At 44.0% G+C, this 20,491-nt stretch carries 22 protein-coding genes; 12 read left to right on the top strand and 10 right to left on the bottom strand.

Annotation, left to right across the window (positions count from 1 at the left end):
* Positions 1-327, top strand: a 327-nt coding sequence (locus ACHA99_RS10385; protein ID WP_393942575.1) for a replication protein RepA, incomplete at its 5' end; no start/stop codon positions are given.
* A gap of 245 nt (positions 328-572) precedes the next feature.
* Positions 573-770, top strand: coding sequence for a hypothetical protein (locus ACHA99_RS10380; protein ID WP_105252896.1), 198 nt, complete (start codon positions 573-575; stop codon positions 768-770).
* Here ACHA99_RS10380 and ACHA99_RS10375 read toward each other — a convergent pair.
* A complete protein-coding gene (locus tag ACHA99_RS10375) occupies positions 697-939 on the bottom strand; it encodes a YecH family metal-binding protein (RefSeq protein ID WP_105252897.1) in 243 nt (80 codons plus the stop codon). The genes ACHA99_RS10380 and ACHA99_RS10375 overlap by 74 nt on opposite strands.
* A gap of 128 nt (positions 940-1,067) precedes the next feature.
* Between ACHA99_RS10375 and ACHA99_RS10370 the strand changes: the two genes are divergently transcribed.
* The 5 genes from ACHA99_RS10370 (at position 1,068) to ACHA99_RS10350 (ending at position 6,323) form a co-directional block, all read left to right on the top strand.
* Positions 1,068-2,765: a LytS/YhcK type 5TM receptor domain-containing protein gene (locus ACHA99_RS10370; protein ID WP_393942573.1), complete on the top strand. Its 1,698-nt coding sequence runs from the start codon at positions 1,068-1,070 to the stop codon at positions 2,763-2,765.
* Entirely contained in the window at positions 2,762-3,472 is a 711-nt protein-coding gene (btsR, locus tag ACHA99_RS10365; protein ID WP_028760409.1) for a two-component system response regulator BtsR, read from the top strand. The genes ACHA99_RS10370 and btsR overlap by 4 nt, the downstream gene beginning before the upstream one ends.
* 199 nt (positions 3,473-3,671) lie before the next feature.
* Entirely contained in the window at positions 3,672-5,132 is a 1,461-nt protein-coding gene (locus ACHA99_RS10360) for a carbon starvation protein A (protein ID WP_219252841.1), read from the top strand.
* Positions 5,133-5,314: 182 nt separating this feature from the next.
* Entirely contained in the window at positions 5,315-5,698 is a 384-nt protein-coding gene (locus ACHA99_RS10355; protein WP_168823693.1) for a VF530 family DNA-binding protein, read from the top strand.
* A 169-nt stretch (positions 5,699-5,867) separates the two neighbouring features.
* On the top strand, positions 5,868-6,323 hold the full coding sequence (locus ACHA99_RS10350) for a FlxA-like family protein (protein ID WP_028760412.1): 456 nt from the start codon (positions 5,868-5,870) through the stop codon (positions 6,321-6,323).
* Positions 6,324-6,375: 52 nt separating this feature from the next.
* Here ACHA99_RS10350 and ACHA99_RS10345 read toward each other — a convergent pair whose 3' ends face one another.
* From ACHA99_RS10345 to ACHA99_RS10315, 7 genes are all read right to left on the bottom strand, one after another.
* Complete coding sequence (locus ACHA99_RS10345; protein WP_263171090.1) at positions 6,376-7,323, bottom strand: hypothetical protein; 948 nt, start codon at positions 7,321-7,323, stop codon at positions 6,376-6,378.
* A gap of 57 nt (positions 7,324-7,380) precedes the next feature.
* Positions 7,381-7,995 carry a GTP cyclohydrolase II gene (gene ribA / locus ACHA99_RS10340; protein WP_006087423.1) on the bottom strand — a complete coding sequence of 205 codons (615 nt, stop codon included), beginning with the start codon at positions 7,993-7,995 and terminating at the stop codon, positions 7,381-7,383.
* A 273-nt stretch (positions 7,996-8,268) separates the two neighbouring features.
* Positions 8,269-8,625: a YibL family ribosome-associated protein gene (locus ACHA99_RS10335; RefSeq protein ID WP_028760414.1), complete on the bottom strand. Its 357-nt coding sequence runs from the start codon at positions 8,623-8,625 to the stop codon at positions 8,269-8,271.
* 114 nt (positions 8,626-8,739) lie between these two features.
* Positions 8,740-9,201, bottom strand: a complete 462-nt coding sequence (gene nrdG / locus ACHA99_RS10330; RefSeq protein ID WP_393942568.1) for an anaerobic ribonucleoside-triphosphate reductase-activating protein — start codon at positions 9,199-9,201, stop codon at positions 8,740-8,742.
* Positions 9,202-9,304: 103 nt separating this feature from the next.
* Positions 9,305-11,422, bottom strand: a complete 2,118-nt coding sequence (gene nrdD / locus ACHA99_RS10325) for an anaerobic ribonucleoside-triphosphate reductase (protein WP_393942566.1) — start codon at positions 11,420-11,422, stop codon at positions 9,305-9,307.
* Between the two features lie 261 nt (positions 11,423-11,683).
* Positions 11,684-12,373, bottom strand: coding sequence for a hypothetical protein (locus tag ACHA99_RS10320; protein ID WP_393942564.1), 690 nt, complete (start codon positions 12,371-12,373; stop codon positions 11,684-11,686).
* 120 nt (positions 12,374-12,493) lie between these two features.
* The gene (locus ACHA99_RS10315) at positions 12,494-12,982 is read right to left on the bottom strand and encodes a MarR family winged helix-turn-helix transcriptional regulator (protein WP_393942562.1); all 489 of its coding nucleotides are present in this window, start codon (positions 12,980-12,982) and stop codon (positions 12,494-12,496) included.
* A gap of 146 nt (positions 12,983-13,128) precedes the next feature.
* Here ACHA99_RS10315 and ACHA99_RS10310 point away from each other — a divergent pair, with 146 nt between their 5' ends.
* Positions 13,129-14,139, top strand: a complete 1,011-nt coding sequence (locus ACHA99_RS10310; RefSeq protein ID WP_393942560.1) for an NADP-dependent oxidoreductase — start codon at positions 13,129-13,131, stop codon at positions 14,137-14,139.
* Positions 14,140-14,273: 134 nt separating this feature from the next.
* On the opposite strand, the gene rssA is transcribed toward ACHA99_RS10310, so the two are convergent.
* Positions 14,274-15,221, bottom strand: a complete 948-nt coding sequence (gene rssA / locus ACHA99_RS10305) for a patatin-like phospholipase RssA (RefSeq protein WP_028760420.1) — start codon at positions 15,219-15,221, stop codon at positions 14,274-14,276.
* A 250-nt stretch (positions 15,222-15,471) separates the two neighbouring features.
* On the opposite strand from rssA, the gene ACHA99_RS10300 reads away from it, so the two are divergent.
* The 4 genes from ACHA99_RS10300 (at position 15,472) to ACHA99_RS10285 (ending at position 18,587) form a co-directional block, all read left to right on the top strand.
* Positions 15,472-16,827: a DEAD/DEAH box helicase gene (locus tag ACHA99_RS10300; protein ID WP_173245574.1), complete on the top strand. Its 1,356-nt coding sequence runs from the start codon at positions 15,472-15,474 to the stop codon at positions 16,825-16,827.
* Positions 16,828-17,030: 203 nt separating this feature from the next.
* The gene (locus ACHA99_RS10295; RefSeq protein ID WP_028760422.1) at positions 17,031-17,468 is read left to right on the top strand and encodes a DUF3010 family protein; all 438 of its coding nucleotides are present in this window, start codon (positions 17,031-17,033) and stop codon (positions 17,466-17,468) included.
* A gap of 48 nt (positions 17,469-17,516) precedes the next feature.
* Positions 17,517-18,041: a M48 family metallopeptidase gene (locus ACHA99_RS10290; RefSeq protein WP_105252910.1), complete on the top strand. Its 525-nt coding sequence runs from the start codon at positions 17,517-17,519 to the stop codon at positions 18,039-18,041.
* A gap of 90 nt (positions 18,042-18,131) precedes the next feature.
* A complete protein-coding gene (locus tag ACHA99_RS10285) occupies positions 18,132-18,587 on the top strand; it encodes a hypothetical protein (RefSeq protein ID WP_173497885.1) in 456 nt (151 codons plus the stop codon).
* Between the two features lie 372 nt (positions 18,588-18,959).
* On the opposite strand, the gene ACHA99_RS10280 is transcribed toward ACHA99_RS10285, so the two are convergent.
* Positions 18,960-20,261: a peptidoglycan DD-metalloendopeptidase family protein gene (locus ACHA99_RS10280; RefSeq protein WP_263175939.1), complete on the bottom strand. Its 1,302-nt coding sequence runs from the start codon at positions 20,259-20,261 to the stop codon at positions 18,960-18,962.
* Positions 20,262-20,491: the final 230 nt, after the last annotated feature.

The raw sequence follows: 20,491 nt of genomic DNA, 5'->3' as shown, positions 1-20,491 counted from the left end.
AAACGTAAGAAACCTAAGCAAATCATCAAGCCGGTTTCTGTCGATGATTTCATTGAAGATGCCAATAACTACGCTTTAGGTAAGGCGAGTTTATTAGCTGCGCCCACCACACACACCATAGTTAAGGGCTTAGATAAAAAATCGACTAAGATTTATCGCCACGCGACCTTTACCCTCACTGAAAACAGCATTTCCCAGCTTGACGCCCTATCGAAATCCACCAATATTGCAAAATCTCGATTACTGCGTATTTTGATCAATGAATTTACCCAACTCACTCCCGCACAGCAGGAGCAAATTGCAAATAAGCGCCACGATGAGACCTGAGCTTCAACAAAACGATTACACGTCTAGGCGGCTAAAAACTAATCAATAAAATACAAAAAAATAAAATGAGTACGCTATGGCACTGTGTATTATACCAATAATATTAAATGGTTAGTCAGTTCAGAGCCTCACTGGCATCTCAATCCAAGGCGCATTGACGCAGAAATGGTCATTCCCTATTAAGTCAATGCAACACCAGAGTGGAATGCCTGTGTGGCTCCCGAAGGGCGGCTGATGTTAACTACATGGCAACGCCCTTTATACTGCGTTTAAGGCTTTTGACAGAGCACCACTATGCCTTCAAGCCTTCGCCTTGTCTAAAGCGCTTTGAGCTCCCGCTGAATGAACAGATATTTAATACGATGGGTATTAATGCCCACACTTTCGCCCAGCTACAAGTTGAATACCTTGGGACGTTTCGTAAAACTTACCTTTACCTATGAGTAACTCAATTAATGCTTCGGCACTCAAATCAGTTGCACTACAAGTATGGTATCGAGCCGCCGAGCCAAACTTTTGCTCCATCATGGAAATTAATTCAGGCTTTATAATAGCGGCCCCTTGAGCTACCATCAGCGCCATAACATCATGACCGTGAACAGAATTGGACATATGTCCTCCTAAAGATGCAATATTATTGTTCTTTATATCCTAACGGTTAAATTCGAACCCTGATCTCGCGCACAAACTTTCAAATGAGGACGACTGCGCCGACATCTGTGACGATAATGTGAGCCATTATGTCTTTGATCCTATTACTGACCCAACAGATGTCGCTGTACTTAGTGATCGTTTACTTAGTCAGTAAAACGCCACTGTTTAAACTGTTTGCCGAAACGTCTCCTCGTCTGCCACATAAGATTTTTATGTATCTGATTTTTTCGAGTTTCTGCATCATGGCCACTTATTTTGGTGAGCAAACCTCAGGAGCGATTGCCAACACTCGTGCTATGGGCGCCGTTTTAGGCGGATTATTAGGAGGACCGGTTACTGGTTTTCTGGTGGGGCTGACTGGTGGGCTACACCGCTACAGTATGGGAGGCTTTACTGATATAGCCTGCGCCATCTCCACCACCTTAGAAGGCTTATCCGCAGGGATGATAAGCTTCTACTTAAGACGCGCAGATAAAAGTGAGCTCATCTACAATCCATTACTCGTTTGCCTAGTGACTTTTTATGCTGAAATGATGCAAATGAGCATCATACTTTTGGTTGCACGCCCCTTCGATGATGCATGGGAATTAGTACGTCAAATCGCGCCGCCCATGTTATTAGTCAATTCCGTGGGAGCGGCACTTTTTATGAGCATGATCCGTGACCAAAAAACCATGTTTGATAAACTCTCATCGAGCTTTTCGACTAAGGCATTAAAAATTGCCGAACGCAGTGTCGGATTACTATCCAAAGGATTTAACGAAGAAAGTAGTAGTCACGTCGCCCAAATCGTCATCGAAGAAACCAATGTTGGTGCAGTGGCCATCACGGACAGGGAAAAACTGTTAGCCTTTATTGGCATAGGCGCCGATCACCATCTCCCAGGTACACCGATTTCGTCCAAAATCACCTTAGAAGCCATCAATCAAAATAAGGTCATGTTCGCCGATGGCGTTGAAACGCCCTATGCATGCTCTATTTCTTCTCATTGCCGTCTAGGGTCAAGTCTAGTGATCCCGCTGCGCAGTGATACCGAAGTCATTGGCACGATTAAACTCTATGAGCCTAAGAATAAACTTTTTTTGAATATCAACCGTACTTTAGGTGAAGGTATTGCCCGTCTGTTATCAAACCAAATTCTTTATGGGCGTTTTGAGCAACAGCAAAATCTACTGACTCAAGCCGAACTTAAATTACTGCAGGCTCAAGTCAATCCGCACTTTTTATTTAATGCACTGAATACCATTAGCGCGATTATCAAACGTGATCCTGATATGTCTAAGCAGCTACTGCAGCAGTTATCGCAATTTTTACGGATCAATTTAAAGCGAACGACAGGCTTAGTGACGCTTGGGGACGAGCTAGATCACATAGCGTCCTATCTCACCATTGAAAAAGCGCGTTTTATTGATAAATTACAAGTCAGTATCGCGATACCTGAATCACTCTACCACTGCAAAGTACCAGCCTTTACCCTGCAGCCGATTATTGAGAATGCCGTAAAGCACGGCACTTCGCACATGATTGAGCAAGGGCAGATTAAAGTGACTGGCAAGCTCGAAAATGATGTGCTGGAGCTAGAAGTCACAGACAATGCAGGGTTGTATCAGCCCATTAAGGGCTCAGAAGGCCTAGGGATGAACTTAGTGCATAAGCGAATTCAAAATATTTTTGGCGAACAATACGGCGTGACAGTGGAGTGCGAGCCGGATCAATTGACTCGTGTCACCATAAGATTGCCCATAGAAAGCCCTGAAACATCAAATATGGATAACCGCACGTGATCACTTGTTTAATTGTCGATGATGAGCTGTTTGCTCGTGAAGAATTAGCTGACCTTTTGGGGCAAGAACACGACATCCAAATCGTCGGTCAATGCGCCAATGCTATTGAGGCATTACAGAGCATAACCAAAGAAAAACCTCAGTTAATCTTTCTTGATATCCAAATGCCACGCATTTCGGGCATGGAACTTATTGCAATGCTCGACCCCGATGACATGCCGAAAATCGTGTTTGTCACCGCCTACGACGAGTTTGCCGTCAAAGCCTTCGACAATCATGCCTTCGATTATTTACTCAAACCCATAGATGCCGACAGACTCAGTAAAACCCTCACTCGCGTACGTAAAAATCTAACGCCTCAGGCTATGGACTCCATTACCCCAAAGAGTCTTGAACATATTCCCTGCTACAGCGGCAATAAACTCAAAGTCATTGCAATCCAAGATGTGGAATATGTGTTCAGTGACTTAAGCGGCATCCATGTGGCCAGCACGAAAGGCAAAGTCCATACCCAGTTGACCTTGAAAGTGTTCGAAGAAAAAACCCCACTGGTGCGCTGCCATCGGCAGTATTTGATTTCACCTAAGGCGATTGCTGAAATTGAGCTGTTAGATACAGGGGCTGAAGTCACCACTCATTTAGGCGATAAAGTCCCCGTATCACGCCGCTATCTTAAAAGCCTTAAACAGCTATTTGGCTTTCAATAAACACAATCCAAAAGTCATCTTAGCGACGTATTTTTAGCCATAAGATGGCCAACAACACTCACAGTTAACATACAATGGTAACCACTTAAGCTCGCCTATTGCCGCTCACACTGCATTTTCGACCACTCATTTAGATTACAAAGTTTTATATCAACAACTTGTTTACACTCGCCAGAACTCAAATGGGGAGATAACAAAAATGATGTGGTTCCTACTCTGCGTCGGTCTACTGATCGGCGGCTACTTTATCTACGGCGCTTTTGTCGAGAAAGTCTTCGGCATTAACGCTAATCGTCAAACACCCGCTTTCAGTCAAACTGATGGCGTCGACTTTGTGCCTATGTCTAAAGGCAAAGTCTATCTAATTCAATTATTAAACATTGCAGGCGTAGGCCCAATCTTTGGTCCTATCTTAGGTGCACTCTATGGTCCTGCAGCCATGTTGTGGATTGTGGTTGGCTGTATCTTTGCAGGTGCAGTACATGACTACTTCTCCGGTATGTTGTCAGTGCGCAATGGCGGTCAATCCGTGCCAAACCTTGCGGGTAAGTATTTAGGTAAGAGCGCCAAACACTTCATGAACGTGTTTGCTATTGTGCTGTTACTGCTCGTCGGTGTGGTCTTTATCTCTGCGCCTGCTGGCTTACTTGGCAAGCTTACTGGCTGGGATGTCAGTATCTTCGTTGGTATAATCTTCGTCTATTACCTGATTGCAACTGTGGTACCTGTCGATAAAATTATCGGTCGTCTGTACCCCTTCTTTGGCGCTTTATTGTTCTTCATGTCGTTTGGTTTAGCTTTCGCAATTATGCTATCAAGCGAGCATACCTTACTGCCTAACGTACAAGCGGGCGATTTCTTCCAAAACTTAAATCCGAACGACATGCCACTTTGGCCTGCCCTATTCATCACTATTGCCTGTGGCGCAGTATCAGGTTTCCATGCTACTCAATCACCGTTAATGGCCCGTTGCGTTGAAAACGAGACTAATGGTCGCTTCGTCTTCTTTGGCGCCATGATTGGCGAAGGCATTATCGCATTGCTTTGGTGTGCCATCGCGTTGTCTTACTTTGGCGGAGTAGAAGGGTTAAGTGCGGGTATGTCAGGTAACCCTGCCAACGTCGTCTATGAGGCCTCTACTGGTCTGTTAGGCGCTATTGGTGGCTTTATGGCTATCCTAGGAGTGATTATTCTGCCGATTACCTCAGGCGATACGGCTTTTCGTTCTGCGCGTTTGATTCTGGCTGAATTTTTCAATATGCCACAAATCTCACTACCAAAGCGCTTAGTGCTAGCTCTCCCACTGTTTGTTATCGGCGGCATATTGACCCAAGTGGACTTTGGTGTGATTTGGCGCTACTTCGGTGTAGCAAACCAAGCCACTGCAGTATTAATGCTGTGGACGGCTTCGGCTTACCTGCTACGACATAACAAACTACATTGGATTGCGACAATTCCAGCGATGTTTATGACCACTGTGGTTATCACCTTCCTACTGAACTCGTCAACCTTAGGTGCCGGTTTACCTATGACGGTATCAACCATAGCGGGCATAGTCACAACCTTAGTGATTACAGCACTCTTGATTGTGAAAACCAAAGGTAAAGGCGAAATTGATTTACCGGTTGAAACTGAGCTTAAAGAGCCAGTCAAAGACTAGTCAAACAATCCAAATGACCAACCTAAAACAGGCGCTTTATTGCGCCTGTTTTGATCATACTGCTCCACCAATAACAGCTATCGCAGGTTTGAGCTAGCAAGGTATTCAAACTTGACTCAATACCATTCCACACTGTATCAGGCATACAAAACTGCTATACTTCCGCCATAGCACACTGCAACATGCATAATATGAATCAATCGAATAACCCGCTCCACGGCATTAAACTGGAAACGATCATCACTTATTTAGTCGAGAAATACGGCTGGGAAGAATTAGGTGAAAGAATTAATATCCGCTGTTTTACCCACGATCCCAGCATCAAATCCAGTTTACGTTTTTTGAGAAAAACAGAGTGGGCGCGGGATAAAGTTGAATATCTTTATTTAAGAGCCAATAAATTACCGTTACCGCCACCTAAAGCGGAAGCGAGTCAAACCGCTAAGAAGCCTGCGGCAAAAATTGCGACGAAGAAAACCAATCAAACTCCCCCTGACAAGTCAGCTAAAAGCGATAAACCTAGCACAGATGACAAAGTAAATAGCCATATTTGGGGTAACAGTTAATCTTCGCCCTCTGCAGCCATAAAACGTGAACAGTCCTCACTTGAGGGCTGTATTGTCATCAGCAATATCGCGCTTTTTGCCAAATAAGCCAAAAATTAGCTTCAGTTTTCCAATTAATGGCCGATAGCGATTTGAGTATCAACACAGTTTGCATCTAATGGAGTATGGAATGAGCATTAATGGAATAAACAGTGCCACAATCGGCTCAACTTTCACTCCGGTATCGAGCGCATATATCGCAGCAACTCCTGCCACAACAAAAACGGCGACTAATGAATCGACAGCAGATGCGCAGGATACTCAAGACACAGTCTCCATTTCTTCAGCCGGTCGCGCCGCATTGTCCGCAGATGTAGGAGCCCCTTTAAGAGACAATGCTGCAGCAAAAAAAGATGGAACAGAAAATGATGCGTCAGAAGAGCCCATGACGTTAATCGACCAACAGATCCAGAAAATAAAAGAGCAGATCAAAGCACTACAAAAAATGCTGGCCAAACTTAAAGGAGATGACTCTGAGGTTGCGGAGCAACAGCGTAAGTTAATCCAAGAACAAATAATGCAGCTAAGTAGTCAAATAGCGACCTTGACTGATAAGAAGATGCGCGACGCGCAAAAGTCAGCTTAGACAAAATAACTGACCAATAGTCTTTGTAATACAGCCCGTAATGGATGATAACCTAGATAGGAAAGCTAAACATTAAACGCCAAACATTGAGCCCATCGCCACGACGATAACTGAATCCGATGCGATCAACACTCAATAATTCACCGCCTAACGGCTTAGAAAAGGCAAGGGAGAAGCCTGCCTCATAGCTGCCAGAAACAATAGTATCTTGCTCTATCTCGCTAATAAATCTAAGTTCATTGAAATACCAATAGCCTACGGCAAAGATCCTTGGTTGCACCTGCAGATCCCACCATTGCCAGCGTGGTGCTAACCCTAAATCAACACCTGTTTGTAGTACTGCAAATTGATCAGAAAACTTACCATAGTGCTCGCTGTACCCAGCAAAGCGTAATCTCGATACCCACACAGCATCCTGCCCTGCTAAGGTAAAGTCATACAAGCTACTGATCCCTGAGGCGATAATAGCAACGTTATCGTTTTTATCGAAATTAGTGCCAAAACCGATATCTAAATACCCTTCCATTCGAGTATTTTCGCTCGCCTGCCAATGATGCTCAAAACCTGGGGTAACTGTCATAGTACCTATCGACGACGGCAACTCACCTTCAGTGATATCTTTGGCTAAATAATCAAAAAAGCCAAAGGAGATAGGTAACCGTAACCAAGTTTGGCTACCGCTATCTTTCTTCAAATCAAAGCTTAACGGAATGCTAACGACGGTGGCATTTTGGTTTGCAGCGCGGTAAACGCCAGTGCCAAGATAACTACCAAAGGCGTAAACAGAATTTGGATTAGTGCTAGTTTCTATCGGATTACTACCATTAGCATTACTATTCGGTGCATGATTGATAGAAAAGCCGGGATCATCCGCTTGAGATGCAGATATGAATGTATTTGTAGCGGAAATACTATCGGCAAAGGTAGTAGGAATAACGCTCAGTAATGCCAAGCACATTAGCGACAAGCTTAATAGCAACCGACTGAAACAATGGCTCAATTGACTTAAACCTTCCTCATTTTTAACTCAATCGGTCGACTCATCATGATGACAAAACTACTTATTTTCATCCATAAAATGATATTCAGACATCATGTGTCCAAGCTCAGTGGATTTAGTTTTTAAGTACGCTTCGTTATAACGATTTTTACCAACTTGCAGTGGTACGCGCTCAACCACTTCGATGCCAAACTCCTTCATCGCTTTCACTTTACGCGGATTATTGGTCATCAAACGCACATGCTTCACCCCTATCTGTTCCAGCATAGGCTTGATCATGTCGTATTTACGCATATCCGCTTCGAAACCGAGTTGCTCGTTGGCTTCAACCGTGTTAGCGCCTTTATCTTGCAGCTCATAGGCGCGAATTTTATTCAGCAAACCAATGCCACGGCCTTCTTGGCGTAAATAGAGGATAAAGCCACTGCCCGTTTCCGCAATATTTTGCATGGCTGCTTGTAACTGAAAACCACAGTCACAACGCAAGCTAAATAAAGCATCGCCGGTTAAACACTCGGAATGAATACGGCCCAACACAGGTTCATCCGCACTGAGCGTACCGAATGTGAGCGCAACATGCTCTTTACCTGATTCGGTATCTTCAAAACCATGCATGGCAAACACGCCCCAAGGAGTGGGTAACTTTGACGTCGCGACATATTTTATCGACATACTTAACCTTAACGACAACTCTCATTCCATGAGACGAATAAGATCCCTAGAAACAAAACGAGGATTAGGCACTTAGCCAACTAAGCTCACTATTCTAAAGTGTTTTCGAACAATCCAGAAATACTTTAGTGTTTTAATCAACTAAACCAAACATGAATGTCTTTTCGATGGGCAGCACGAAGGAATGGATTAAAACGAAGCAGTGCATAAAATACAAGGAGCACAAACACGCGATCGACACTCGATCCCGTGCCAGTGACATCCTATCCCACATTAAAATTTTGCGGGAGCGTATCCAGTAACTTCCGTTAGCCCCATTTCACGGCCGATAGCCGTCATAGGGTGGATTACCACAAGCCCTTTGACAGACTTTTTCAGTTTGCCCATGTCTGCTTGTTCCGCTTTTGTCAAAGCACGATGGAAAGGCAAACCTTTGATATCTGACCCTTGCTTATTCAATAAGCGGGTTTGTTGCCCTTTCACACTGCCGATTTGCTTAGTGACCGCAGCGATTTCGCGTTTGAACTGGGCAATAATGACGTCATCGCCTCTTTGTTCAGCCGCAGCAAGTTTACGACGAAATTTATCTAATTTATCGTTAAGCTGCTGCAGTTCTTGCTTTAAATTCATTCTGTTACCTTAAATTACCTAAGTTAGCCACAGTAAAATCTTAGCCTGATTATGCTAGCGTCTGTGTCAAGGCCTGAGATTATAGCAGCAAGTTACAGATCCTCGTTACCGCTTTTATAACAAACGAATGATCTGATTGCTGCTACCGCGAAACACGAGACTCGGATCGGCAAGACTTTGTTCAAATTTTCCGTCCACCAGCACATCAATATAGGCCAACACGGCGCGCTGTTCATCACTCAACTCATCGAGCACATAACCTGTCCACAGCCAAATATCTTTACCCGAACACTCAGTCTTGACTCGTTTGACGAGCGTCAAAATGGCACTGAGATTGACAGGCAATAAAGGATCTCCGCCCGAAAGCGATAAACCACGGCGCACAATCCGCTTATCATTAAGATCGGCAATAATCCTATCTTCCATCGTCCTATCAAATACATGCCCAGAACGGGGATCCCACGTGCTTTGGTTGTAACAACCGCGGCACTGGTGCTCACAGCCAGAGACAAACAAGGTCGCACGGGTACCAGGGCCATTGACCACATCGATAGGGAAATACTGATGGTAATTCATTGATGGTCACTCACAGTGCATTTCATCTTTTAACATTGGTACTTACCACATGACACCATTGATGCCACGGAATAAGTCTAACAGGCAGAATAAGGTAATAGTGTTACAAGTGTTTGATCCTGCGTTTTACTTCTTCTTGCTTGCCATAATTAAAGGGCCGCGCATCAGGACTGCCTAAGTAACCGCACACACGGCGCGTCACAGAAACCCGACTAGGCTCATGATTGCCACACTTAGGGCAAGTGAACCCTTTACTGGTACAACTAAATTCACCGGTAAAGCCACAGTCGTAGCATTCATCAATTGGCGTGTTAGTGCCATAGTAAGGCACGCGGCTGTAGCTATAATCCCAGACGTTTTCCAGCGCTTCGAGGTTATGCTGCATATTGGGATATTCGCCATAACAAATAAAGCCGCCGTTCGCGATAGCGGGATATGGCTGTTCAAAATCAATTTTATCGTAAGGATTTACGCTTTTTTCCACATCGAGGTGGAAACTATTAGTGTAATAGCCCTTGTCCGTCACCCCTGTGACTAGGCCAAATTGCTTCGCATCCAGTTTACAAAAACGGCTGCAAAGACTCTCACTTGGCGTGCTATACAGACTAAAGCCATAACCTGTTTCGGCCTTCCACGCATCGGTAGCCGCTTTAAGATAAGCAACAATAGCGACGGCTTTGTCCCTTAATTGTGCATCGTCAAATACATGGGTTTGGGTGCCATAGAGTGCATTCATGGTTTCATGCAGGCCAATGTAACCGAGTGAAATCGAAGCGCGACCATTTTTAAAGATTTGCGCCACATCATCATCAGCGCGCAAGCGTACACCACAGGCGCCTTCCATATAGAGGATAGGTGCCACGCGGGCTTTAACACCGTTCAGTCGCTCAATACGGGTATCCAGTGCTTTACGGGCTATTACTAATCTGTCATCTAAAATGCGATAAAATTCAGCCTCATCGCCATTGGCTTCTAAGGCAATCCGCGGCAGGTTTAAACTGACCACTCCCAAATTATTACGCCCTTCATGCACAAGCTCGCCATTTTCTTCATAGGTGCCTAAAAAGCTACGGCAGCCCATTGGGGTTTTAAATGAACCGGTAACTTTCTCGACTTGCTCGTAATTGAGGATGTCGGGATACATACGCATTGTCGCGCATTTGAGCGCCATCTGTTTTACATCGTAATTGCAATCGCCCGCTTTATGATTAATACCATCACGAATCGCAAACACTAGCTTAGGGAATACTGCAGTCTTGCGATTTTTACCCAATCCCGCCATCCGCACTTTGAGCATTGATTGCTGAATTAAGCGTGATTCCCATGACGTGCCTAAACCAAACCCGAAGGTCACGAACGGTGTTTGGCCATTGGCAGTGTGTAAGGTATTGACCTCATATTCCAAAGACTGGAATGCATCGTGACATTCTTTTTCAGTTTGCGCCGTGGCAAAGGCTTTGGCGTCGGTGATCTTCCAATTCAGTGCAATTTGGTAATGCTTGTCGTAGCTCTTAGCGACAAATGGCGCTAACACTTCATCGATACGGTTGATAGTAGTGCCGCCATAGATATGGCTCGCCACTTGGGCAATGATCTGCGCGGTCACCGCTGTCGCTGTTGAAATAGACTTAGGGGTTTCAATTTCGGCATTACCCATTTTAAAGCCGTGGGTCAACATGCCAGCTAAATCAATCAACATGCAGTTAAACATCGGGAAAAACGGCGAGTAATCTAGGTCGTGGTAATGGATCTCGCCCGCTTCATGGGCAGCGACCACATCCTTTGGCAAAATATGACTCTTGGCGTAATGTTTCGCGACTATGCCCGCGAGTAAATCCCGCTGAGTAGGAATGACTTTTGAATCTTTATTAGCATTTTCATTGAGTAAAGCCGCATTGCTTTGCTCAACTAAACCACGGATTTCGAGGTTGAGTTTACTGGTCGCTTCACGGCACACATCTCTGTCGTGACGGTATTCGATATACACCCGCGCCAGGGACTTGTACGGCCCTTCCATCAGTAAATTCTCAACCGCATCTTGTAGATGGTGGATATCGACTTCTGCTAATGGCGCGACGCTCTGACTGATACACGCTGCCACTGTCGCTGCATAGTCGCCATCCTCTATTCCAACTGAGTTTGCAGCGGCATTCACTGCATCCCGTATCCTTGTTTCATCAAAAGGTGTGCGGCAACCATCACGCTTAATTACGACTGGCATTGTTCAGTTCCTCTCCATCTCGCCTAAAAATTAACACTACATCTAGTGATTTTAAAAGCACAAAACACAATATGTAGAGCATTAGGCTACAATGACGGTAAGGAGTCCATGATCCAGATCATAGTTTTTAGGATGAAATAAAAGAACAAACAAGAACTGCAGCTAGGCCCAATTATCTGAAAATTGCGCCTTGACCTGCTGATTAAACCCAGCTAGTTGAATGCGTGACAATTTGCGTTTATCACGCACTATGGATGTGAATTAACGTTTAGCAAGCGCAAGATAACTACTGAGTTGGCCCGATGCAGATTGATGTGCCCCCATAGATGAAGCAAGTTGCATCATAGATTTTAGCCCCTGCCACTGCTGCTTTTGAGCATCCGTAAGCGGAGGTTCAGAATTCAAATAATCCGTCAATTGGCTAAGGACTTTCGTGGCCTTCTGGGCTAGCACCGGCGACTGAGCATCATCCATATTGGTTAAGACGCTCTTAGCATCAACTAAGGTATTGATAAGAGGATTATTGGGTGATTTTTTAGCTAATGATTTGATTTCATCATCTAAAAAATCTTGCAACGATTGTTTAGTCGGCGTTGTTGTGCTCGGCACTGTAATACCGTTTTTCGATAAACGCTCGAGTTGCACATCCGATAAAATGCCATCTTTTTGTAAGCGCGACACCAATGCGGGAATATCGGCGACGCCAAATTGACCATCGGCAAAAAAATCCTTCGCCATCGATTGAATTTTCTGTGCGCGTTGCGCCCGTGGCGACAGCGCTATCTCATCGGTTTTACCTTTATCGGGTTTGGTAGCATCCGTCTGCGTTTTATTTGTTTCTGTCGTAGTATCGGTTTTAGCCGTGCTCGTCTTTTGGCTATTTGCACCATAGGCATCGGCGATACTGGCACTGCTGCGATTAAGATTAAAGGCATTTAAAATAGAATTCATCGTCAAAAATTCGGCGTCTAAGACTCAATGACGGTTTTAAAGCAAAAACTAAGCCAATCAAGTATTAATCAGTGCAGATCCTGAATTTTCGGGTAGCGAACAGCACCAGTAGATTTATCTCTAGGACTGTAAATCTTCAATAAGGGCAAGACATTGCCGCCTCAGTAAATCGAGTGCCTCGGCATCCATCTGCACTTTATTCAGCAAGGTTTGCTTCAAGGCAAGAGCTTCGTGCCTGATACCCTCTCCTTGACTTGTCAGAGTGATCAGCTTTTTCCGCTCATCTTCAACGCAGGCTAATCGCGTAATCAACCCCTTCAACTCTAACCGCTTGACGATGGGCGTTAAGGTTCCCATATCGAGTTTAGTCGCCATTGATAGCTGGGTTTGGCTACAGCCGTTTTGACGCCACAGGGTTTGCATCACTAAATATTGAGGGAAAGTTAACTCGTATGCCTCGAGTAGAGGCCGATAAGCACGCACTAATGCATTGCTCGCAGAATATAACGCGAAACACACATTATCGGATAAACAGAGTGGATCGCTAGAAGCTTGGCTATGAGTCTGTTTTGTAGCGTCTAGCTCATGTTGAGGTAAGCAATTCTGCACGTTTAAGCGCCTGTCATTTAAACATAACGCTATCTTATCCGATCTGTCCCACCCCATCTAGTTTGCGCGCAAACTATTTGCATTCAATCTTAAAGCCACGTAGAGTTAACATCATTAGTTTGCGCACAAACAAAAGGTGAGTTTTTATGAAGAGTATGACTGAAACCCGTGAAATCCATCTAGCTAGTCGCCCAGAAGGCATGCCTACAACACAGAACTTTACTTTAGTAAATAAAGCGTTAGCACCGCTCGCTGATGGACAAGTACTGATTAAAAATCTATGGATGTCGGTTGACCCTTACATGCGCGGGCGCATGGTTGATCGCAAGAGTTATGTTCCGCCCTTCGCCTTAAATCAAGTCTTAGAAGGCGGTGCGATTGGTGAAGTTATCGCGTCAAAAAACACCGAGTTCCCGGTTGGTACTAAAGTCAGCAGCATGCTAGGTTGGCGTGAACACGCAGTCACAGATACCGCAGGACTAACAGCTTTACCACTAACTACGCTTGATAGTTCACATTTCCTCGGCGTACTCGGCATGCCAGGCATGACAGCTTGGACAGGACTGGCTCGCATTACAGATTTAAAAGCGGGTGAGACATTGTTTGTTTCCGCCGCCTCTGGCGCAGTAGGTAGTGTGGCTTGCCAAATTGGTAAACTAATAGGTGCCCGTGTTATAGCCTCTGTCGGTTCAGATGAAAAAGCTGAATTATTAAAAAGTTATGGTGTTGATGCGGTCATCAATTACAAGACTTGTGGCAATCTTACCCAAGCGTTGACAAAAGCTGCGCCAGAAGGGGTTGACGTGTATTTTGAGAACGTCGGTGGCGAGCATTTAGCCGCAGCGCTGAGCAATATGAAAGATCATGGACGTATCGCTGTTTGCGGTATGATTTCGCAATATAACAACACAACTCCAACACCTGGCCCTGACAACTTAGCCCTAATTGTAATGCAAAAACTCAAGTTAGAAGGTTTTATCGTATCCGAACATTGGGCGCATTATCCTGAGTTCACCGCAAAAATGGCTCAATGGTTAGCGGAAGGCAAAGTAAAAGCAGAACAAACAATTTATCAAGGGCTTGAACAAGCACCTGATGCTTTTATCGGTCTATTTGAAGGTAAGAATCGCGGTAAAATGTTGGTCAAACTAGCCTAAGTCACCAACAAAGCGGTATAAACATCTCAATATGAGATAGCAAATAGTCGGTATCGCAAAAGTGATACCGACTTTTGTTTATCTGGCAATCAAACGCTATCTATATAAAGCTTTTGACTCTACATTTTGCATCATCAGCCTTTCCAGAGCGCAGCTTCAATCAAGTGGGCGACTTTCTCCACCGCAGCTTCGCCGGCGGCAATCGCCTCATCAGCACGGTGAAACTCCATAGTGCCGATATTTCCCACCTCTGGCACAATACAAATATCTGGTGGATCGCCCATCAACCGCGCCCGCTTATGTCTTTGCTCTAAAATACCCATAGATTGCGACATCACAGCAATCATCCCCGGATTCGATTTAGTGCCGAGTGAAAACTTATCGGTTAGGTTGCTGACATAATCTCGGCCACGGGCGAATAAATCCATAAAGCCCGTTTCTTGTCGCGCTGGCATATCCATTTCAGCTTGGACAGTCCTTTGGCTGGTCATATTCACGGGTAACACTTGGATACGCCCAGAATGATAGCCATATAAATCCACTGCAATCACTACATCAACGCCCATGGCACGGCTGACCGAAACAGGAACAGGATTCACCACAGCACCATCGACTAACCAGCGATCTCCTTGTCTGACAGGGGCTAAAATCCCCGGCATGGAGCAAGAGGCCCGTACCGCTTGCCGTAAATCCCCTTCAGTAAACCAAATTTCCTGACCAGAGTATAAGTCAGTCGCGACGGCTGCAAAGGGACGATTGAGATTTTCAATATTCACATCTCCTATACGTGCATGCAGCACATCGAACACTTTGTCTCCGCCGATAAGCCCGCCCTTACGCCATCGAATATCCATCAAGCCAAGCACGTCCCAACTAGAAAAACCGCGCACCCATTTTTCTAACTCGGGTAAATGATCATGGGCGTAAGCGGCCCCCACTAAAGCCCCTACCGAACATCCAGCCACTTTATCGGGCTTAATACCCATGGCAGCTAAACCATTCAATACACCTATATGTGCCCAACCTTTCGCCGCCCCACTACCCAAGGCAATACCTACCGAAGGGGTTGTTCCGTTAGCCATAAATCATTTCTCCTGTAACTCAATGCAGTACACGATAACGTAAAATCCTGCCATATCCACTGTCAATCGGTAAAAACGACACAATTAAGAGGTTGTAATACCAATGTAAATAAATACAATCAACAGAGCATAAATGGCACTCTTTCTACATCAATCCGTGCATGAAGCAGAGATAATCACCGATGTGGATAGCTGAGCAAGGATGATTAAGGCTATAATCTGCCCTTACTAAGATTTAGGGGATATACCTTTGCAATTTACCGATTTTTCTCTGGACCAGCGTCTGCTTCAAAGCATAAAACATATGGGGATCACAGAACCCACCGCCATCCAGGAACAAGCACTGCCTATCGCATTGGCAGGTAAAGATTTAATGGCGTCATCAAAAACGGGCTCAGGTAAAACCTTAGCGTTTTTGTTACCCGCATTGCAAAGAGTCATTTCTACCCGCTCACTGTCGAAACGTGATCCTAGAGTCTTGATTTTATTACCGACCCGCGAACTAGCGCATCAGGTTTATAGTCAGCTTCGCCTCCTTGTCGCCAACACCCAATACAAGGCCATCAGCGTACTGGGCGGGGAAAACTTTAATGACCAAGCCAAAGCTCTAGCGAAAGAACCGCATTTCATTGTCGCGACTCCAGGCCGTATCGCCGATCATTTAGAACAGAAGCATCTTTTTCTCAATGGCTTAGAGTTATTAGTCCTCGATGAAGCCGACCGCATGTTGGATTTAGGCTTTGCACCGCAGCTAAAAGCGATCAACGATGCAGCCGATCATAAACGTCGTCAAACTCTGATGTTTTCGGCCACGTTAGATCACGATGAAATCAATGATATCGCAACAACATTACTAAAAAATCCAGCGCACGTGGCGATTGGCGCAGCTCACTCTGAGCATAACGATATTCATCAACGTATCTTTTTATGTGACCACTTAGACCATAAAGAAGCGTTATTAGCCCGTTTGCTCAAAGATGAAACCCATAAACAAGTGATTATTTTTACCGCGACGCGTCCAGATACTGAGCGCTTAGCCGCTAAATTAACCACGCAAGGTTTTGCAACCGCCGCACTCAGCGGTGATTTAAAGCAGGCCGCACGAAACCAAATCATGGACCAATTTGCCCGTGGCCAACAACAAGTACTAGTGACAACCGATGTCGCCTCTCGCGGCCTGGATTTGCTCAATGTGTCCTTGGTCGTTAACTTCGACATGCCTAAATTTGCCGAAGAATACGTGCATCGTATCGGCCGTACTGGTCGTGCAGGCGCAAAAGGTGATGCGATATCGCTCGTCGGGCCAAAAGATTGGGACAACTTTAAGAAAGTCCAAGTCTTCCTCAGAAAAACCTTTGAGATCAGCACAATTCCAGGCCTAGAAGCTAAATTTAGTGGTCTAAAAAGCAAAGCTAAACAAACGCCAGTAAAACGTGTTGCTAAAGCGGAGCTTGCTAAAGGTAAGAGCAAAAGAACCAAAGCAACCACACCAGCTCCGTCGCGGGATAAGCGTTTCATCACGGGCGTGGATGTCGGCGATGCTCCTATGCGTAGAAAACCTGCTGCGGCACAATTACTACAAGATAATGATACTGAAGAAGTTTAAAACTAATTTATGCATAAAGGCCGGTGGATTTAACATCAGATATTATCTCTGATACAAATCACATAGGCATGATCTAATACTGGAAATTGACATACTAAAATTATCAGTCTGTCGCCAAGCGAATCAAAAGCGCATGGTAAACACTGATCCTCATGTCATTTCCAGCTACAATAGCGCTATTATCGATATTTTGAAGGTGTAACATGAGAGTTTGTGGTGTTGAATTAAAAGGTGGCGAAGCCATTATCAGTTTATTGAGCTATGAAGGTGAAACCTTCAATGTGCCAGAATGCCGTAAGGTGTCTTTCACCGTTTCCCAATCTGCTACCACAGAAGCTATTCGTGAGTTTCACTTCGCTTTTCATAAGCTTATGCAAGATTATCGCGTTGATGAAGTTGTCATCATAGAACGTGAGCAAAAAGGTAAACTCGCGGGTTCAGCGACAAGCTTTAAACTTGAAGCAGCCATTCAATTAGGGGAATTACCTGTCAGTCTATTGTCTCCTGTCACTATCAAAGAGCAAAACAAGCGCAATCCACCCCAAGTTGATTTCGATAGTTTAGATCTTAAAAAAGTACAGCAGTTAGCTTTCGAAGCCGCTTATGCCCATCAAAATCGCCGAATTTTTGGCAAAGTATAAGTAATGTGATGAACTCAGGCTCCGAAGTCATTCGGAGCTAAATCCTCTATGAATCCATTAAAGTACTTAAACGGTTACAGCCTTGATATTCAACAGCAGGTACAGCAACATCTCGATGCTGGCACATTACCCAAGCTATTGCTGAAACGTCATCCTGTCATACATAGCGTTCGTAGCGATAAAGCGCTGTACGACTATACTCAGACGATTAAAAATCAATTTTTACGCCAGTCCTCCCCGCTCTCAAAAGTGATATTTGATGACAAAATTAATATTAGCCATCATGCACTTGGCTTGCATTCTTACGTAGCACGAGTTCAAGGCAATAAAATCAAAGCGAAGAACGAAATTCGCATTTCTTCGCGTTTAAAGCGTGTGCCAGAACCTTTGTTGCGTATGGTCGTAGTACATGAATTAGCCCATTTAAAAGAAAAAGATCACAACAAAGCTTTCTATAATTTGTGTACCCACATGGAGCCGGATTATCACCAGTTTGAATTTGATTTGCGCTTATTATTGACTTGCATCGACGCTAACATATCCCCTTATTCTACAGATAAAGTCGACACCTAACCTTCGTATATTTTTCACCCAAAACTTGACTGATAATAGTTTTCATTTAGAATGCTGAAGTATCTCACGCAGGAGAACTCAGTAATGACAATGACGAAACAGAATATCGATAAACTTTTGAGCAAATGGTGTAAAAAACAAGCTAAAAAGTTACTCAAAACACAGGCGAAATCTGTTTCAAGTTCAGGAAAAGTGATTCCATCCTTATCTCGTCTGAACACCCTGACTGATAAATCTTTGACGAATAAAAAGGCTCAACGAAAGCACCTCACCCAATTACTCTCTAAGCATATTGCTCAGCAAGAATTTGCCCATAGCAATAAGTCAACACTCAAAAAACAATTAAAACTCGCGAAAGCTAATTTTATTGCCGCAAATGATGCGACATTTTCATCGACTATTATTACTCGACTTTCTCCTTTACCCACGGAACACAGCTTTGCATTACGTCCCTTTAAAAAATCACCCTGTGGTGGCTGTCCCGCATTAAAAGGTAAATTGTGCAAGTGCGCATTAAAAGTAATGCAAAGGCGCCACGCAAGCTGATAGGCACGATTTAGCACTGCATATTGGGTTCTCTGTTCAGTCCTTAATAAAAAACGTTATAAGCTCTTCAGCCGCACAATTTTCCTCTTCACAACCTTTTGAATGACTCGCTATAACACTTCTAACTGAAGATCCTATCTATTTTATCCCATTATGTTTTATCGCCACGACTTCGAGTCGAACAAATTTTAAGCTTTTATACAACTCGAACAGTACTCGTGATAGCAGGAAAATGTCTACCATAATAAGTATTGTGGAAACAAAAATGCCGATGAAATTTTCATTTCATCGGCATTGATAAACTCTTCTAGAAAGTCAGTGCTATTGTTTATTCAAACTTTGATACTATAAATTCTATTAGCTTAGGTTTAGCTAACCTAAGTTCATTATAGCTTCACGACTCTTCACCATATTAGTGAATGTGCGTAAATCTTGATTTGCTAACTTGCTCGACATAGGAATATCGGCTTTCAACGGATCAACAGGTTTACCATTGATATGGAATTCATAATGCAAATGTGGACCAGTCGAACGACCTGTATTACCAGATAAAGCAATCACTTGACCGCGAGTTACACGTTGACCTTTACGCACTAACGCCTTAGACAAATGTAGGTAACGGGTACGGTACTTACCACCATGTTCAATCACAATATACTTACCGGCAAACTGATGGTCCGTCACTAAACTGACAATTCCATCACCAGGTGCAATAACTTTAGTCCCGATTGGCACGGAAAAATCTGTTCCATTATGGGGAGAAATACGCCCTGTGATTGGGTGTTTGCGATGGCTGTTAAAACGTGAACTCATACGCGGTTGTTTAGCTAACGGATAACGTTGGAATGCCCGAACTAAACTCTGGCCTTTAGCATCATAATAACTACCATCAGAATATTGATATGCACTAATTTCAGAACGACCACTTTTAATACTGACGCCTAAAATTTGGCTACTTCCCGTCGGTTCACCTTCAACATATTGATCATTTACCAAAACTGAGAATTTGTCGCCAACTCGTAAATCACGGGCAAAATTCAATTTTTCTTTGAGTAAATCTTCAATTCGCTGAATATCTGCAGCGGCTAAGCCCATTTTTTGGGCTGAAACGTAGAAAGAACCTTTAATATCGCCAGTCAAAATTCGATTTTGCCAAACACCTTCAACGTTCACTTCTTCAACATTAAAACTACCGTCTTCATAACGCGTAAAAACCACTTGGCGGGCAGCGTTAAAATAAAGTTCTAATTTTTGTAACTGGCCTTCACTATCAAGCCAAAATTGCATTCTGTTACCAGGTAACAGGGTATCAAGTGCCAAAATGTTTAAATCAGCTTCTAAAACCTTATACATAGTCTGCTGATCAACACCCGCCTTGGAAAATAACCCACTTAAGGTATCACCGGAAACGATAATTCGCTCAAACTGGGGAGCATTATTAATGAGTGCAGCTTGATCTAGGACTTCAGGTTCAGAAACTTGAGGGAGAATATTTTCAATATCGAGAACAACAGGGATACGCTGAGCAGTTGGCGTAACATGGTTATTATTCGGCATCAACATAGCAGCACCCATCAACAAACTACCCATTAATAGAATGTTCTTTTGGGTCGATGATAAGTTCTGCAAACGGGTTTGCGATAAGTTGATAAAGTTGGGTTTGCCTGTTTGCAACGCTTTTCACCTTTCGTTAACTTTGCGTTCTATTTTTGACCAGTCCCTTTGAGGGAAGCCCGAATTTTTCCCAACTTATATCAAAAAACCGATTATGACAAACGCTATTTCACTCTTTTGTTGCACCATTAATGAAAAACATGCGCTAGTTGGCATTTCCAACTCACTTTGCGTGTATTATCCGAATGTTAAACACACTGGAGATACAATAAATAACACTTATAAAACAA

Source organism: Shewanella sp. S23-S33 (assembly GCF_043359565.1).
Lineage (GTDB): Bacteria > Pseudomonadota > Gammaproteobacteria > Enterobacterales > Shewanellaceae > Shewanella > Shewanella oncorhynchi.
This window is presented reverse-complemented; position numbering and strand designations above follow the sequence as displayed.